Below are 14,848 nucleotides of genomic sequence, written 5' to 3' on the forward strand. Positions count from 1 at the left end.
TAACCTAAACAATCAAAATGTTTCGCTTATCAGAAGTATTGTATCATGGATTATCATTTCAATCTATTTTGTCACACATATTCCGCAAAATGTGACAATTTTGTGAAAACAGTGCTTAAAAGTAAAATAAAAGGCTTGTAAGCCTTTATTATGGTATTAAATACTTTATTCTATTTTCCAGCTATTTTTAAAATAAGAACATACTTCTAACATGAAGAAACACAAAGTAATGTAGTTTAGCTAAGACAATAGATGTAAAGTAACAAGTAGGTTTGTCATGATTAATCACATTTGATGGATAAGACAAATCCCCTTATTTATTTCTAGCAAACTAATCTACACATTGCAAGCCTTTTTATACTTTTTGATGAAAATAGTTAAAAAACATGATAGTATTACTAAATGGTATCTCACTGACAAAGTTTTTGCAGTAAAAATATAGGAATAGAACAATTCAATATGCATCAGCAATCGATTCTAACTAATACTTTTGTTGATTCATTTGATTTTGAGGTGAATGACATTGATAAAATTACTTAAACGACTTTCTATCTTAGCAACATTCTCAATGATTCTCGTATTAATAGGAGGGGCTTTAGTTACAAAAACCGATTCTGGAATGGGATGTGGTGCTAATTGGCCATTCTGTGAAGGTGAAATATCTGCTCAACTTATAATAGAATTAAGTCACCGATTAATATCGGGATTAGCAGCTATTATTGTATTTTTTCTATCCATTTTGTCTTGGAAGTTTATCGGCCATATTAGGGAAGCAAAATTACTTGCTTTTATCTCTATATTTTTTCTGGTCCTTCAGGCTCTAATTGGAGCTGCAGCTGTGCTTTGGTCACAGTCTGATTTTGTACTAGCACTACACTTTGGTATATCACTAATTTCTTTCGCAGCTGTATTTTTACTAACTTTACTAATATTTGAAGTAGATCAAAAATACGATGCTAGGTCCCTTGTGATTAATAAAAAGATTAGATTACATATTTACGGATTAACCCTGTACATTTTAATTGTAGTCTATACCGGCGCTTTAGTTAGACATATTGATTCTAGTTTAGCTTGCAGTGGTTGGCCATTATGCGATAACTCCCAACCATTTTCTACTCAACTTCACTTTGGACAATGGGTACAAATGGGACATAGGTTTCTCGCTGGAATTGCATTTATTTGGACAATACTATTATTTAATAAAGTGAGAAAAACACACAAAAATAGCAGAGTAATGTTCTATGGATGGCTTATTGCTAGTTTATTAATTAGCTGCCAAGTACTTCTTGGTGCATTTATTATCTTTACTGTAGGAAACCTACTAGTCGCATTGTTACACGCATTATTTATTACGCTCTATTTTGGATTACTTTGTTACTTTATACTCTTATCAAATAGAAGTTTCCAATTTGAAAAGAAAAATACACAAGAAATAGACCCCCACTTAAAACTTTAAGCCGGGGTCTTTTTTTATTATATTTTTTTGCCTATAAAAGTAATTTCGAAAGTAAGCACACTATCTTTGCCATGTTCTACCTTGATTTAGATCTTTGTACTCAACGTTAGAACTTGGATTATTAGCAGATACGACTTGTCCCTGTTTTTTTGTATGATACGCAATATTATTTAGTATTCCCATTGAGATCATTAGTACAAGTAGAGATGAACCACCATAGCTTATAAAAGGTAATGGTACACCAGTAATAGGAAGTAGACCTGTAATAGCCCCTAAGTTTATAAATGTTTGAATTCCAACCATAGAAGAGATACCCAATGCTAGTAAAGACCCAAAACTATCTTGACATAATCTGGAGATATAAATACCTCTTAATACAATGGTAGCAAGCAATCCAATAACTACCATCACACCTATGAAACCTAATTCTTCAGCAACAACAGCCATGATAAAGTCAGTATATGCCTCCGTTAAGTATCCTAGTTTTTGCACACCCTGTCCCAAACCATTTCCCATCAATCCACCTGTTCCAATCGCAATATAAGATTGAATTAATTGGTAACCATCTGATTCTGGTGCACTGAAAGGCTGATAAGCTCCTGTAAACCGAGATAACCTTTCAGCATTTAACATTTTGGTTGCAGCTAATCCAATGATACCAATTCCAACAGCTACTAACGAAAACAAATGGCGAAATTTAATTCCTGAACTAAAAATAACCGAGCAAGCAATTAAAAAAATAATGGCTGCAGTACCTATATCAGGTTGCATGACTACGAGCCCGAGTAGTCCACCTGTCATGATTAATGGAGGAAGAACGGCTTTCGTAAAATCATTAATATACGTTTGTTTTTTAGAATAAATAGATGCAAGGTACATAATTAAACCTAACTTCACAAACTCAGCAGGTTGCAAGGAAAACGGACCTATGTATAACCAGGAACGAGCACCATTTAGCTCTACTCCAATGAAAAGTACAAGCACCAACATGATCACTAAACCCATAATAATTAGTTTCATTAACTTTTGGTAGAACCGATAATTAAAAAAACTACAAAAGATAAATAACATAAACCCTAACGTAAACCATTGCATTTGTTTAAATAGATAGTGTGTTGGTTCTTTCTCGTCGATGACGGCGATCACCATACTAGCACTATAAATCATTACAACCCCAAATGCAGCAAGGAGTAATGGAGTAATTAAAAGTGTAAAATCAAAAAATTTGAGTTTTGTTTTCATATTATTACTTCCCATAAGTTTAGTTTAATTAATCCATATCTATCTTCTTCGATATGGATACATACCTTCTAAATTCCAATCTTAGTAATAAAAAAACCTTGCCACTAAGTTGGCAAAGGCTTTGGGTTATTTGCAGGTTCCTTACACACAAATACTATGAATTCTGAGCAGCTTCATGTAACACATTCAGTTGTCTTTCTAGATTTTCAAGCAGCTTTTTTCCATCTTCTTCGCTGACAAGATTCAACCGTACTGCAAAATCGATCTCCCTTGATAAGCCAAACATTTGTGTATCAAGAACTTCTTCATACAATGGACACTGAGGCATTGTTAAGTTTTCCATCTGCACTTTAATTAGTTGAAGTATTTTATCTGCATCAGCCTTTAGAAGGGCGTAGGCTCTTTCAGAATTACTTACAGCCACTTCAGGTATCAAAAAAATCCCCTCCGTCAAAAACTAACTTCTTTTATTTATATTAGCGTTAATAGTATAAAAAAGCAAGATTTGAAAGTGATTTAACCAATATAATTTATTAAAAAATCATTGGTATAAATTCCCATTAGTTTTCCCGCTATTATTTCCTAGTGATTCATCTTTAATGAAAAATAATTCTATGTCTGCTATTCTTATTTATAGCATTTAATATAGGGGGATGTAACCGTGATCATTCAATTAAAAGGAAAAGTAGCATATCCACTTACCATTGATCCAACTGTATGGATATTTGATGACCGAAAAATACCATTTGAAGAAGCATTTCTTTCCACTACTAAAAAAGAAGAAACAGAAGTAGATGAATTGAAGAAAGCTGCTGACCGTTTTCAACGAGAAGTATATCGTCAAAGTGTAAAGCCACCAGTCAACAAAAGCATTTCTAGAATAGACAAAGAAACTCTCTTAAAAAGCACATATGTTATACCATTTGAAGATTTTCTCAACACGGCAGAAATTGCAGCAGATGCAAAAAACGCTCGCCTCGAAACAAACGAGGGGGATGTAACAATAACGATTGATCAACTACAAAATAGCTTGTTACTTTTTGCAAAAGATGGTAAGCCTTTAAAAGAAACTGGGCCAGTTCATTTATATTTTAGAGATGGTACAAATTTTGATTCACCTATTAAAGGTTTCAATAAAATAATAATCGAATGAATACACTGGACTAATATAACAATTTTGTATTAGTCCTTTTATTATGACAAAAAAATGTTTCTCCGTGTATAAACTTCTCCAAACAACAAAAAATAACAACATAAAAAGGAGGAGTTACATGAGTAAGCAATTTCTCGCTTTATTTTTTGTATCTACGCTTTTCCTATTCGGTTGTCAGCAACAAGAGGATGAAAAGCTAGCCAATCAGGGTGAGACCGAAAATCAATATATACATGTAAAGAATTCAGATCCTGTTGAGTACGAAGAATTATCTAACCAAGAAATCGCGAAGCATCTAGCTAATTTGGCTAGCGAAGTACCTAATGTTAATCAAGCAAACGCTGTTGTGGCAGGTCCTTATGCCGCTGTAGCCATAGACGTAGATAAGGACTTAGACCGTTCTAGAGTAGGCACAATAAAATATGCCGTAACAGAGGCATTACAACATGATCCTTATGGTAAAACTGCCATTGTGGTTGCGGATGCGGATGGAACAGAAAGAATAAAAGACATGGCAAACAAAGTACAACAAGGACATCCAGTTCAAGGTATTGTAGACGAGCTTGCTGCTATTGTTGGTCGTTACATGCCTGAATTTCCAATTAATCAAGACCAACCTACTGATCCAGACCAAAATAAACAAGTCGTTCCAGAGGACGAAGAACAACAACTAGAAGATATTCGTGAGGAACAATCCAATCATCATAAAGACAATAATTAATACAAATAAGTAAAACCCCTACTCGTGTAGGGGTTTTACCTGTTTTTCATATGGTGGTTGTAATACTGTACACCAAACTGTGAACCTTCTGCTACCATTTTGGCATTTTCCGCATTATCCTCTTCCGGCACACCTGCTGTTCTAATTGGCATACTAGTTTTCTTATGAACAATTTGATCATATTTATTTTTTATATTTTTTCGTTTGTCCTTATTTAATAATAGAAAACTCATCGTTCCTGCTCCAATAGCGCTTACTGTGTAAAGAACTTTTCTTTTTTGCACTTTATCATCCTTTCTCCTTATTGTTATAATACAATACCCTACTAGTCTAGATTAAAACTTTTTTTGAACTATATGTATTTTATTCCTTCATATGATAGAATATAGACATAGCTTTCCAAAGAGGTGAAATAAAGAAATGCGAGTTAAGTGTGCAATATGTGACATTGTAGATAATATTGACAGCAATTCTCCACAAGCTAAGCGATTACGCAATAGACGCATACATGTGTATTTATGCACTACCTGTGATGAAAGAATTGGAGAAAAAACAAAACAAAGACATGAAACAGGAAATTTTAAACTGTATAAAGAGAAACAAAAAGAGGATCATCTTATATAATTAAAAAACTACCCATTTAACTGGGTAGTTTTTTTTGATTAATCTTCTGTTATATTTCGCGACTTTCTCTCTCCATATAATCTAAACCGGTATATTCCTAAAACAAATGCAATAACAGCCAAACTTTCTGCAACTGGCAAGTTTAAGCCGAATATTAGTGTAATAAAAAATGTACCTATAATTAAAATGATGTACACAACGACTGACTTTAGCGGCGGTAGCTTTTTAGCAAATCCAAACTTATAAGCCAATATCGTTAGAATTACGATTGTAATATATAAGAAGAAAAAACCTCTTACTAAAATTGTCACATCATTTTCGTCATTAAAGTTCACTTCATTACCTAAATCTTGTAGAAAGAATTTTGCTACTGGCCACAAGTTATCAGGCACATCCATAATCATTTGACTCCCCAACGCGTTTCCCCCTTTTCCTCAAAAAACAGACAATTCTTTATCAATCATACTAAAAGTATATTATCTATGCTAGTGCAAACTTCTATGATTCTTTCCTATTGAAAGAATTTTGCTCTGTTTCTAGTTATAAAAAACTTTACTTTTTATTCTAAATCAGAAATACTAGTAGTAAGAGGTGACATGATGAAATCAGTTCAATTTTCTAAACTATTGTTAGCTACTCTAGTCATCGCCTGTTTTGCTGCAGTCGGCGTCGCCATTGCTTATAGAAGCTTTTGGTTAGCATTTGCCTCGTTCGTTCTTGGGTTTATCGTAATGGGGTACGGACTGGCTATGAAAAGAAAATCGGCCCAAGCCAATGGAAAGCTTCACATGGAGTAGACACAACCAGGACTTTACGTCCTGGTTGTTTTATTTATAATAGCTCTATGTTGTCTTTTATTAGGTCATTAATTTCACGATTAGAACATAGAACCGTATTATTAGAAAGGAGATTTAACTTCTCTCCATTTGCTTGCGTTATTATTCCTCCAACCTCTTCAATTAAAACGATACCTGCAGCGAAATCCCATGGTGATAATTGTAATGTAAGATAACCATCAACAATACCTTCGGCTATAAATGCAAATTCCAGGGCTGCAGATCCGTATGACCTTGTCCCTCTTACACGTTTAATTAATGTTTGAACTCCTTCATGATTAATTTTTTTGTTTGGACACGCCCACACACTATTAATAACTAAAATGGACTCTCCTAATACTTTATTGGCAAGTTGGGGTAACTTCTTTTCATTCTTAAAAGCCCCTTGACCACGTATCGCAGTATAAAGCTGGTCTTCCATTACATTATAGATGAGGCCTATCTCCCCTATCCCTTCATGGAAGATACCAATGGATATAGCAAAATTTCTTTTCTGATGGACAAAATTCATCGTTCCATCAATCGGATCGATAATCCATACCGTACCTTCCAAAGACTGAATATCATCGCCATAACCTTCTTCACCAAGCACTCGGTGATCAGGGTATGTTTGTTGAATTTTTTCTAAGAAGTACTTTTCTGTATTTCGATCCATATCTGTAACTAAATCATTTGGATTTGATTTTGTATCTATGTATAAGGGTTCATCAATGACGTCACGAATATGTTTACCTGCTTCATGAATCCATTGCTTTGCACGCTTAAATATGTCTTGCCTTATTTTTTCATCCATAATGAGCTCCTCCATCATCTTGACTTCTATTCATGTTATCAAAAAATAGCGCGCGTTGCATCCAGACTGGCTTGTGAAACCTAAGTCCCATTCTTTTCTATCATCTCTCAATTATGATAAAATATTTTCAAATAAACTACTTGATATAGAGAGAGGTTTGATTTAATGCAATTTGATGGATTTCAGCCCGAGGACTTCAACACATTTAATATTGACGGTTTAGACGAAAGAATGGAAGCAATAAGAAATAGAATTCAACCAAAATTTCAAGTTATAGGTGAAGAAATAACAACACACCTTTCAGGTTCTCTTGGTAACGAAATGTTTTTGCATATCGCAAAGCATGCAAGAAGATCCGTTAATCCACCCAAAGACACATGGCTAGCAGTAGCAAATAATAAACGTGGATATAAGAAACATCCACACTTTCAAGTTGGTTTATTTGATGACCATGTGTTTATATGGTTGGCACTGATTTATGAGCTACCAAACAAAACAACTATCGCAAAACAATACTTGGAGCACTTTGATGAGATTAAACAACTACCAGGTGATTTTGTTGTATCCCTTGATCATACAAAAAAAGAGTCTCTTCCTATTTCTGATTTATCAGTAGCAAATCTAGAGCGGTTTAGAGATGTAAAGAAAGCAGAGTTTCTAGTGGGACGACACCTAGAAAGGGACAATCATTTGCTTCATGATGGAGATGCATTTTTAAAATACATTAAAAATACGATTGATACATTAATACCTTTGTATCATTTAGCATTATCATCGAATGCATAAGTAGTTGCAACGGACTAATTGATACACGATTAGTTCGTTTTTTTACATTTTAACTTTATCCCCTTGACTCAATCCTTTTGCTTTCTTAACTGTATGATAACAAGAATATCCTGACCCTTTTTCAAATTTGCTACATAACTGTTTTTCTTCACTTTTTGAAGGGACAATTTGTTTAAACCTAGTGTAGGCAATTAAAAGATCCCCTTGTTTTACACCATTTTCATATGCTTTTTCTACCATTGAAAAAAAATTAACTACATCGATCACCTCTTGCTTTGACCATGCTTCGTCAATCGGGTAACTATAATTCATCGTATCATTCTCCTTTCTATTCCTTGACCATCAATCTTGTATTTCTTCAACAGTATTTACAAAAGGATATTGTAAATACTGAATATAAATTAAAACAACTTTTATTAGCTTAACATGAATGATACAATTTAGGCTAAAACTAGCTATATCTAACTAATTTTGCTATAATTCATTTGTTTTCTACAATTTTTACTAAGAGGTGTACCTATTTATGTCACAACAAAACGAAACACCATTGTTTTCAGGATTATTACAACATACAATGAAAAAGCCGATCCAATTTCACATCCCTGGTCATAAAAAGGGTGTTGGCATGGATCCCGTTTTTAGAAACTTTATTGGAGATAATGCTCTATCCATTGACTTAATTAATATACAACCTTTAGATGATCTACATCATCCTACCGGTATGATAAAAGAAGCGCAGGATTTAGCTGCCGAAGCCTTTGGTGCAGACTATACTTTCTTCTCCGTTCAAGGAACTAGTGGTGCAATTATGACAATGGTATTAAGTGTTTGTGGGCCAGGAGACAAAATTATTGTGCCACGTAACATTCATAAATCCGTTACAACAGCCATCATTTTTTCTGGTGCAACACCCATATTTATTCATCCGGAAGTAGATAAAAATCTAGGAATTTCACATGGAATTACACCTGTTGTGGTTGAAAAAGCATTGCAAGCGCATCCTGATGCAAAAGCCGTATTAGTTATTAACCCAACATACTTCGGAGTGGCTGCCGATTTAAAAAAGATTGTTGAAATTGCACACGCTTATCATGTACCAGTCTTAGTTGATGAGGCACACGGTGTTCACATTCATTTTCATGATCAGCTCCCTATTTCAGCAATGCAAGCTGGTGCTGATTTAGCTGCAACCAGTGTCCATAAACTCGGTGGATCTATGACACAAAGTTCTATCCTTAACTTAAGAGAAGGTTTAGTATCACATGAGCGAGTCCAAAGTGTACTTTCTATGTTGACAACTACATCTACCTCCTATATTTTACTTGCGTCCCTTGACGTTGCACGTAAACAATTAGCCGTAAAAGGCGAAGAACTTATAAATCGGACTATCGAACTAGCTCAAAAAACGAGAAATGCCATAAACGACATACCAAATTTATATTGTGTAGGATCTGAAATCCTTGGTAGTGATGCGACATTTAATTATGATCCAACAAAGATGATCATTTCAGTTAAAAAATTGGGTATGACTGGTTATGATGTAGAGGTATGGTTAAGAGAAAACTACAATATTGAAGTCGAACTATCAGATATGTATAATATTCTCTGTATCGTCACGCCTGGTGACACAGAGGAAGAAACAGGAATGCTTGTACATGCACTTAAACAGTTAGCAAATGACACACGAATAACGGCTACAGAGAAGAAAGTACAAGTTTCCATTCCAGACATCCCATTACTTGCTCTATCACCGCGAGATGCTTTCTATGCAGAGACTGAAGTAGTGCAATTAAGTGATGCTGCGGGTAGAATTAGTGCGGAATCGATCATGATTTACCCTCCTGGGATCCCTATCTTTATACCAGGTGAGATTATCTCAGAAGAAAATATCGCTTATATAGATCAAAACATGGAGGCTGGATTACCAGTGCAAGGTTTGGAGGATGAATCTCTACAAACAATCCATGTTATTAAAGAAGTTAAAGCAATTAGGTAAAAGAAACGGTTGCCCCTGTTGGGACAACCGTTATTTTATTTTGTTGTTTTTATTAACGCTGGGTCTAGCATTTCGTAACCATTTTCTCGAAGTCCCTTAACGATGTCCTCTAATGCTTCATTCGTCCATTCCCTATCGTGCATTAATAAATTTGCCCCAGGCTTTAATAATGAATAAGGAACATCTACTTCTGGTCCTTCTCCTGTTACCATAGCTTCTGTAAGCTTTTCTGCGTCCATATAAGGAGTGAAGTAATCATAACCATAGGTCCAATTCATTAATAACATGCCCTCATCTTGGACCAATTGTCTAGCAAAATCTGTATTAACCCCGTGAGGTGCTCTGAAAAAGACAGGCTTTTCCCCTATTATTTCCTCAATTTTCTCACTCAATGATAATATTTCTTCTTTTTGCTTATCTTCTGATACATCATCAAGCTTTTGATGTGTGTACGTATGATTTCCAATTGGAAATCCCATTTCGTGTATTTCTTTAAGCATCTCTTTTTGCTCATCTGTCTCTAAAAAATGGCCGTTCACAAAAAAGATTGCAGGTGCATCTAATGATTCCAATGTTTTTGCCATTTCTAATGCATATTTATCCGGAACATCATCTATTGTAAGTAATACTACATTTTCAGGAGCATCACCAATTGGTTCTAGGCTCCAATTTGTTGTATTCAACTCATATTGAGGCTCTACAGTCTCTTCTTCTTGCACTACTTCTTGTTCAGGTTGTTCTTCATCTGTAGCTTCTTTATTTTCATCCGTACTATCCTCTGATTCTGTTTGATCATCTGCATCGTTATTCGTTTCTTCTTGCTCTTCCGTATTATCTACCTCAGGTTCTTCTGTCTGCTCCATTTCTTGTTCTTCTTGGTCCGTTTCACCTTGATTTTCTTCTTCGTTCGTACAGCCCGCTAAAAGTACTATCATAAGCACAAATAAAATACTCCATATTTTTTTCAAACTCGATTCCCTCCTGATGTTCTTAAGTTATCTCTATTATAATCGATTGTTCTAGAGGTTGTACTAGTTATTTTATATTTCATTATATTTTTTGAAAATGCATTTATACTATTTTTAGATAGCATCTATTGAAAACACGACTATTGTAATACAAAACACCGCAGGTATGAACAAAGTCCATAAATATTCATTTTCTTCCGCATTTAAGCTATGTCACAGTTTTCATGGAATGCGAAGCACCAAAGAGATAATTTAGGAATACAATTTTAAGCTGCTATACAGTACGCTATTTAAATAGAATGCGACGTAGTTAACTTAGCTATTACGGAAGGCACTGCTTTCTAACGCGTTAGTTCAGGGTTCACTCTCTGACGCGTTCGAATACACCTCTTACGAACGCATTAAATCAAGGTTCATCCTCTGACGCGTTCGAACGCGATAGCTCCATTAGAATAAGCAATAATTGTGTCGCATTTTATATCAACTGCGTCACTAAATGAAAAAACTGAAAAAAATGAAAAAAACCTATATTTGCCCAAAAGCAAATATAGGTTTTTATTGGATTATTTTACAATATGAATTGGCGTCCCCATAGCAACTTCAGCTGCTTCCATTGTAATCTCACCTAATGTTGGATGAGCATGAATTGTAAGTGCTAGGTCTTCTGCAGTCATACCTGATTCAATAGCTAAACCAAGCTCCGCAACCATATCACTAGCATTCGGGCCTGCGATTTGAGCACCAATCAGTAAACCGTCTTCTTTACGTGTTATTAATTTTACAAAGCCTTCACTTTCGTTAAGAGAAAGCGCACGACCATTTGCCGCAAATGGGAATTTAGACGCAACGATGTCATAACCCTCATCTTTAGCTTCTTGCTCTGTATATCCAACAGAAGCAAGTTCAGGATCGGAGAATACTACAGCAGGAATCGCATGATAATCAATTTCAGATTTTTCTCCAGCGATTGCTTCTGCAGCAATCTTACCTTCATAAGAAGCTTTGTGTGCAAGTGGTGGACCTTGAACAATATCACCAATAGCATAAATATTGTCTACAGTCGTACGACATTGCTTATCAATTTTCACAAGGCCTTTATCGTCTAACTCAATTCCAACTTGCTCAAGCCCTATTTCAGATGTGTTAGGACGGCGACCAACAGTTACAAGTACATAATCAGCTTCAACTGTTTCCTCTTTCCCTTTTGCTTCATATGTTACTTTCACGCCATCTTTTGACTCTTCCACACCTTTAGCCATTGCTTCTGTTACAATTGTGGCATTTTTCTTCTTAAGCTTCTTCTTCACAAGGTTGGACATTTGCTTCTCGAAGCCACCAAGGATATCTTTTGCACCTTCCAGAATTGTAACTTCTGTTCCGAAGCTAGCATAAGCACTACCAAGCTCTGTACCAACATAACCGCCACCAATTACAACTAGCTTTTTAGGAATTTCTTTAAGGTTTAAAGCACCAGTCGAATCTAATACACGATCAGAGTATTTGAATGTTGGGATTTCAATCGGTGTAGAACCAGTTGCAATAATAGCATTTTTAAACGTATATGTCTGAGAGCTCTTCTCATCCATTACTTTTGCTGTGTTTTTGTCAACAAAATAAACTTCACCTTTTACAATTTCCACTTTATTACCTTTAAGAAGCCCTTCAACTCCACTAGTCAACTTATTTACAACACTAGCTTTCCACTCTTGAACTTTAGAGAAATCTACTGTTACACCTTCAGCTTTTATCCCCATTATGTCAGAGCCGTGCGCGTGTTCGTAACGGTGACCAGCTTGAATTAAGGCCTTAGATGGAATACATCCGACATTAAGACATACACCACCTAGTGTACCTTTATCAACAATCGTTACTTTTTGGCCTGTTTGCGCAGCACGAATAGCTGCAACATATCCTCCAGGTCCAGCCCCAACGACTAGCGTATCTAACTCAATTGGAAAATCTCCTACTACCATACTTTACGCCTCCATCATAATTAATTGTGGATCGTTCAACAATCTCTTTATTTGATTTAAAGCTAACTGTGCAGTTGCACCATCAACGATACGGTGGTCAAAGCTTAAAGATAATGATAATACTGGCGCTATGACAATTTCACCGTCACGGACAACAGGTTTCTCACCAATACGTCCAATTCCTAAGATTGCGGCTTCTGGGTAGTTTAATACTGGAGTAAACCATTGACCACCTGCTGAACCGATGTTTGAAATTGTGCTTGAAGCACCTTTCATTTCATCAGGAGCAAGTTTTCCTTCTCTTGCTTTACCAGCTAATTCGTTAATTTCTTGAGATATAGCAAAGATAGATTTCGCATCAGCGTTTTTCACAACTGGTACGAGTAATCCTTTTTCTGTATCTGCAGCTATACCAATGTTGTAATAATGTTTTTGAACAATTTCATCCGTATTGTCATCAATAGATGCATTTAGGATTGGATAGTTTCTTAAAGCAGAAACTAATGCTTTAACAACGTATGGTAAATACGTTAATTTAATATCTTGTTCAGCAGCAACTGCTTTGAATTTCTTTCTATGAGCTACAAGCTCTGTAACATCAACTTCATCATGTAGTGTAACGTGAGGAGCTTTTGTTTTAGAATTAACCATTGCCTTAGCAATCGCTTTACGAATACCACTCATCTTCTCGCGAGTTTCAGGATATTGTCCTGCTGGTACTGCTTGCTGTGCAGCAGCTGGTGCAGACTCTTGTTCTTTACCTTCTGGTGCTTCTTCAGTAGATGCTTGCGCAGCTGGTTGGTCACCATTTAAGTATGCATCAATATCTTCTTTAAGAACTCGGCCGTTTTTACCAGAACCTGTAACACTGCCAATGTTCACTTCATTATCTCTTGCATATTTACGAACAGAAGGCATCGCTATTACACGATTGTTGCTACCTGCTTCTTCTTTCGCTGCCGGTGCTTCTTCTGCTGATTTACTTTCTTCCGCAGGCTTTTCTTCCTGTTTTGGTTCCTCATTCGCCGGTTCTTCACCACCAGCATCCTCGTAACCTTCTGCATCAATTGTAATGATCGTTTGGCCAACAGTTGCAACAGAACCTTCTTCAAAATGGATTTCTTTAACTGTACCTTCTACAGGAGAAGGAATCTCTACAACTGCTTTGTCGTTTTGCACTTCACAAAGTACATCGTCTTCTTTAATTTCTTCTCCAGCTTTTACAAACCACTTTACAATTTCACCTTCATGAATACCTTCACCAATATCTGGTAGTTTAAATTCAAATGCCATTAATGTTACCTCCCATCTATGCTATTTTAGAAATTAATGACTTTGTTTACTTTTTCAATGATGTCGTTATAGTTTGGTAACCAAACTTCTTCTGCTTGTGTAAACGCATAAACTGTATCTGGTGCTGCTACTGTTAGTATAGGAGCTTCTAAGTGTAAGATAGCACGTTCTTGAATTTGAGAAACGATATAAGAAGCCATTCCCGCTTGGCGTTGTGCTTCTTGTACAACTACTACACGGTTTGTTTTTTCTACTGATTTCAGAATAGTTTCTAAATCAATTGGCATAACAGTTCGTAAGTCGATTACTTCTGCTTGTACACCGTTTTTCTCAAGCTCTTCTGCTGCTTTTAAACAAGAATGAACCATCGCACCATAAGCAACTAATGTTACGTCTGATCCCTCACGCTTTACATCCGCTTTACCTAAATCAATTGTGTATTCTTCTTCAGGTACTTCGCCACGGAATGAACGATATAATTTCATGTGCTCTAAGTAAACAACTGGATCGTTGTCACGAATAGCAGAAATTAATAAACCTTTTGCATCATAAGGAGTTGATGGAATAACTACTTTTAAACCTGGTTGTTGTGCCACAAGTCCTTCTAGAGAATCAGCGTGCAATTCAGGAGTGTGAACCCCACCACCAAATGGTGAACGAATGGTCACTGGTGCATGTTGTGTTCCACCAGAACGATAACGAAGACGAGCCATTTGACCACTGATTGCATCCATTACCTCATATACAAAACCAAAGAATTGGATTTCTGGAACTGGACGAAACCCTTGTAGAGATAAACCGAATGCGAGTCCACCAATACCAGATTCTGCAAGTGGTGTATCAAATACGCGGTCTTCCCCAAACTCATCTTGAAGTCCTTCTGTCGCACGGAATACCCCACCGTTTTGACCAACGTCTTCACCGAAGACTAGCACATTTTCATCATTTTTTAGTTCAGTACGGAGCGCGTCCGTAATTGCTTGGATCATTGTCATTTGAGCCATCGT

General features: G+C 36.0%; 17 protein-coding genes. 7 read left to right on the plus strand and 10 right to left on the minus strand.

Translation table 11 applies throughout. The features are described 5' to 3' along the window. Window positions 1–517 precede the first annotated feature (517 nt). Window positions 518–1,456 (plus strand): COX15/CtaA family protein, encoded by a 939-nt coding sequence (locus NYQ66_RS20345; RefSeq protein ID WP_272479970.1) that lies wholly within the window; start codon window positions 518–520, stop codon window positions 1,454–1,456. A 60-nt stretch (window positions 1,457–1,516) separates the two neighbouring features. Here NYQ66_RS20345 and ftsW read toward each other — a convergent pair whose 3' ends face one another. Then, entirely contained in the window at window positions 1,517–2,698 is a 1,182-nt protein-coding gene (ftsW, locus tag NYQ66_RS20350) for a putative lipid II flippase FtsW (protein ID WP_259872196.1), read from the minus strand. A gap of 154 nt (window positions 2,699–2,852) precedes the next feature. Further along, entirely contained in the window at window positions 2,853–3,134 is a 282-nt protein-coding gene (locus NYQ66_RS20355; RefSeq protein ID WP_259872198.1) for a YlaN family protein, read from the minus strand. Window positions 3,135–3,359: 225 nt separating this feature from the next. On the opposite strand from NYQ66_RS20355, the gene NYQ66_RS20360 reads away from it, so the two are divergent. Together NYQ66_RS20360 and NYQ66_RS20365 are read left to right on the plus strand one after the other, a co-directional pair. Then, a complete protein-coding gene (locus tag NYQ66_RS20360; RefSeq protein ID WP_259872200.1) occupies window positions 3,360–3,851 on the plus strand; it encodes a hypothetical protein in 492 nt (163 codons plus the stop codon). A 118-nt stretch (window positions 3,852–3,969) separates the two neighbouring features. Further along, on the plus strand, window positions 3,970–4,572 hold the full coding sequence (locus NYQ66_RS20365) for a YhcN/YlaJ family sporulation lipoprotein (RefSeq protein ID WP_259872202.1): 603 nt from the start codon (window positions 3,970–3,972) through the stop codon (window positions 4,570–4,572). Between the two features lie 35 nt (window positions 4,573–4,607). Here NYQ66_RS20365 and NYQ66_RS20370 read toward each other — a convergent pair whose 3' ends face one another. Beyond that, window positions 4,608–4,856: a hypothetical protein gene (locus NYQ66_RS20370; RefSeq protein WP_259872203.1), complete on the minus strand. Its 249-nt coding sequence runs from the start codon at window positions 4,854–4,856 to the stop codon at window positions 4,608–4,610. Between the two features lie 136 nt (window positions 4,857–4,992). On the opposite strand from NYQ66_RS20370, the gene NYQ66_RS20375 reads away from it, so the two are divergent. Then, window positions 4,993–5,196, plus strand: a complete 204-nt coding sequence (locus NYQ66_RS20375) for a YlaI family protein (protein WP_259872204.1) — start codon at window positions 4,993–4,995, stop codon at window positions 5,194–5,196. Window positions 5,197–5,234: 38 nt separating this feature from the next. On the opposite strand, the gene NYQ66_RS20380 is transcribed toward NYQ66_RS20375, so the two are convergent. Beyond that, the gene (locus NYQ66_RS20380; RefSeq protein WP_259872205.1) at window positions 5,235–5,612 is read right to left on the minus strand and encodes a YlaH-like family protein; all 378 of its coding nucleotides are present in this window, start codon (window positions 5,610–5,612) and stop codon (window positions 5,235–5,237) included. Window positions 5,613–5,795: 183 nt separating this feature from the next. Between NYQ66_RS20380 and NYQ66_RS20385 the strand changes: the two genes are divergently transcribed. Further along, the gene (locus tag NYQ66_RS20385) at window positions 5,796–5,993 is read left to right on the plus strand and encodes a YlaF family protein (RefSeq protein WP_259872206.1); all 198 of its coding nucleotides are present in this window, start codon (window positions 5,796–5,798) and stop codon (window positions 5,991–5,993) included. Between the two features lie 34 nt (window positions 5,994–6,027). Here the strand turns inward: NYQ66_RS20385 and NYQ66_RS20390 are convergent, their stop codons facing one another. Next, complete coding sequence (locus NYQ66_RS20390; RefSeq protein WP_259872207.1) at window positions 6,028–6,825, minus strand: inositol monophosphatase family protein; 798 nt, start codon at window positions 6,823–6,825, stop codon at window positions 6,028–6,030. Between the two features lie 165 nt (window positions 6,826–6,990). On the opposite strand from NYQ66_RS20390, the gene NYQ66_RS20395 reads away from it, so the two are divergent. Then, entirely contained in the window at window positions 6,991–7,611 is a 621-nt protein-coding gene (locus NYQ66_RS20395; RefSeq protein WP_259872210.1) for a YktB family protein, read from the plus strand. Between the two features lie 42 nt (window positions 7,612–7,653). Here NYQ66_RS20395 and NYQ66_RS20400 read toward each other — a convergent pair whose 3' ends face one another. Beyond that, the gene (locus NYQ66_RS20400) at window positions 7,654–7,923 is read right to left on the minus strand and encodes a UPF0223 family protein (protein WP_259872212.1); all 270 of its coding nucleotides are present in this window, start codon (window positions 7,921–7,923) and stop codon (window positions 7,654–7,656) included. Between the two features lie 211 nt (window positions 7,924–8,134). Between NYQ66_RS20400 and NYQ66_RS20405 the strand changes: the two genes are divergently transcribed. Further along, window positions 8,135–9,607, plus strand: a complete 1,473-nt coding sequence (locus NYQ66_RS20405) for an aminotransferase class I/II-fold pyridoxal phosphate-dependent enzyme (RefSeq protein ID WP_259872214.1) — start codon at window positions 8,135–8,137, stop codon at window positions 9,605–9,607. A 35-nt stretch (window positions 9,608–9,642) separates the two neighbouring features. Here NYQ66_RS20405 and NYQ66_RS20410 read toward each other — a convergent pair whose 3' ends face one another. From NYQ66_RS20410 to NYQ66_RS20425, 4 genes are all read right to left on the minus strand, one after another. Continuing rightward, window positions 9,643–10,575, minus strand: a complete 933-nt coding sequence (locus NYQ66_RS20410; protein ID WP_259872216.1) for a polysaccharide deacetylase family protein — start codon at window positions 10,573–10,575, stop codon at window positions 9,643–9,645. Between the two features lie 563 nt (window positions 10,576–11,138). Continuing rightward, complete coding sequence (gene lpdA, locus NYQ66_RS20415; RefSeq protein ID WP_259872219.1) at window positions 11,139–12,548, minus strand: dihydrolipoyl dehydrogenase; 1,410 nt, start codon at window positions 12,546–12,548, stop codon at window positions 11,139–11,141. A 3-nt stretch (window positions 12,549–12,551) separates the two neighbouring features. Further along, complete coding sequence (locus NYQ66_RS20420; RefSeq protein ID WP_259872220.1) at window positions 12,552–13,841, minus strand: dihydrolipoamide acetyltransferase family protein; 1,290 nt, start codon at window positions 13,839–13,841, stop codon at window positions 12,552–12,554. A 26-nt stretch (window positions 13,842–13,867) separates the two neighbouring features. Then, window positions 13,868–14,845: an alpha-ketoacid dehydrogenase subunit beta gene (locus NYQ66_RS20425; RefSeq protein WP_259872221.1), complete on the minus strand. Its 978-nt coding sequence runs from the start codon at window positions 14,843–14,845 to the stop codon at window positions 13,868–13,870. Between the last annotated feature and the right edge of the window lie 3 nt (window positions 14,846–14,848).

Origin of the sequence: Aquibacillus koreensis, assembly GCF_025154055.1 — a bacterium.
Classification (GTDB): domain Bacteria; phylum Bacillota; class Bacilli; order Bacillales; family Amphibacillaceae; genus Aquibacillus_C; species Aquibacillus_C koreensis.

Coding starts and splice junctions, on each gene's coding strand:
- ftsW (WP_259872196.1), bottom strand. CDS start 2,698: ATGAAAACAAAACTCAAATTTTTTGATTTTACACTTTTAATTACTCCA.
- NYQ66_RS20405 (WP_259872214.1), top strand. CDS start 8,135: ATGTCACAACAAAACGAAACACCATTGTTTTCAGGATTATTACAACAT.
- NYQ66_RS20420 (WP_259872220.1), bottom strand. CDS start 13,841: ATGGCATTTGAATTTAAACTACCAGATATTGGTGAAGGTATTCATGAA.
- NYQ66_RS20395 (WP_259872210.1), top strand. CDS start 6,991: ATGCAATTTGATGGATTTCAGCCCGAGGACTTCAACACATTTAATATT.
- NYQ66_RS20390 (WP_259872207.1), bottom strand. CDS start 6,825: ATGGATGAAAAAATAAGGCAAGACATATTTAAGCGTGCAAAGCAATGG.
- NYQ66_RS20385 (WP_259872206.1), top strand. CDS start 5,796: ATGAAATCAGTTCAATTTTCTAAACTATTGTTAGCTACTCTAGTCATC.
- NYQ66_RS20365 (WP_259872202.1), top strand. CDS start 3,970: ATGAGTAAGCAATTTCTCGCTTTATTTTTTGTATCTACGCTTTTCCTA.
- NYQ66_RS20345 (WP_272479970.1), top strand. CDS start 518: ATGACATTGATAAAATTACTTAAACGACTTTCTATCTTAGCAACATTC.
- NYQ66_RS20425 (WP_259872221.1), bottom strand. CDS start 14,845: ATGGCTCAAATGACAATGATCCAAGCAATTACGGACGCGCTCCGTACT.
- NYQ66_RS20400 (WP_259872212.1), bottom strand. CDS start 7,923: ATGAATTATAGTTACCCGATTGACGAAGCATGGTCAAAGCAAGAGGTG.
- lpdA (WP_259872219.1), bottom strand. CDS start 12,548: ATGGTAGTAGGAGATTTTCCAATTGAGTTAGATACGCTAGTCGTTGGG.
- NYQ66_RS20375 (WP_259872204.1), top strand. CDS start 4,993: ATGCGAGTTAAGTGTGCAATATGTGACATTGTAGATAATATTGACAGC.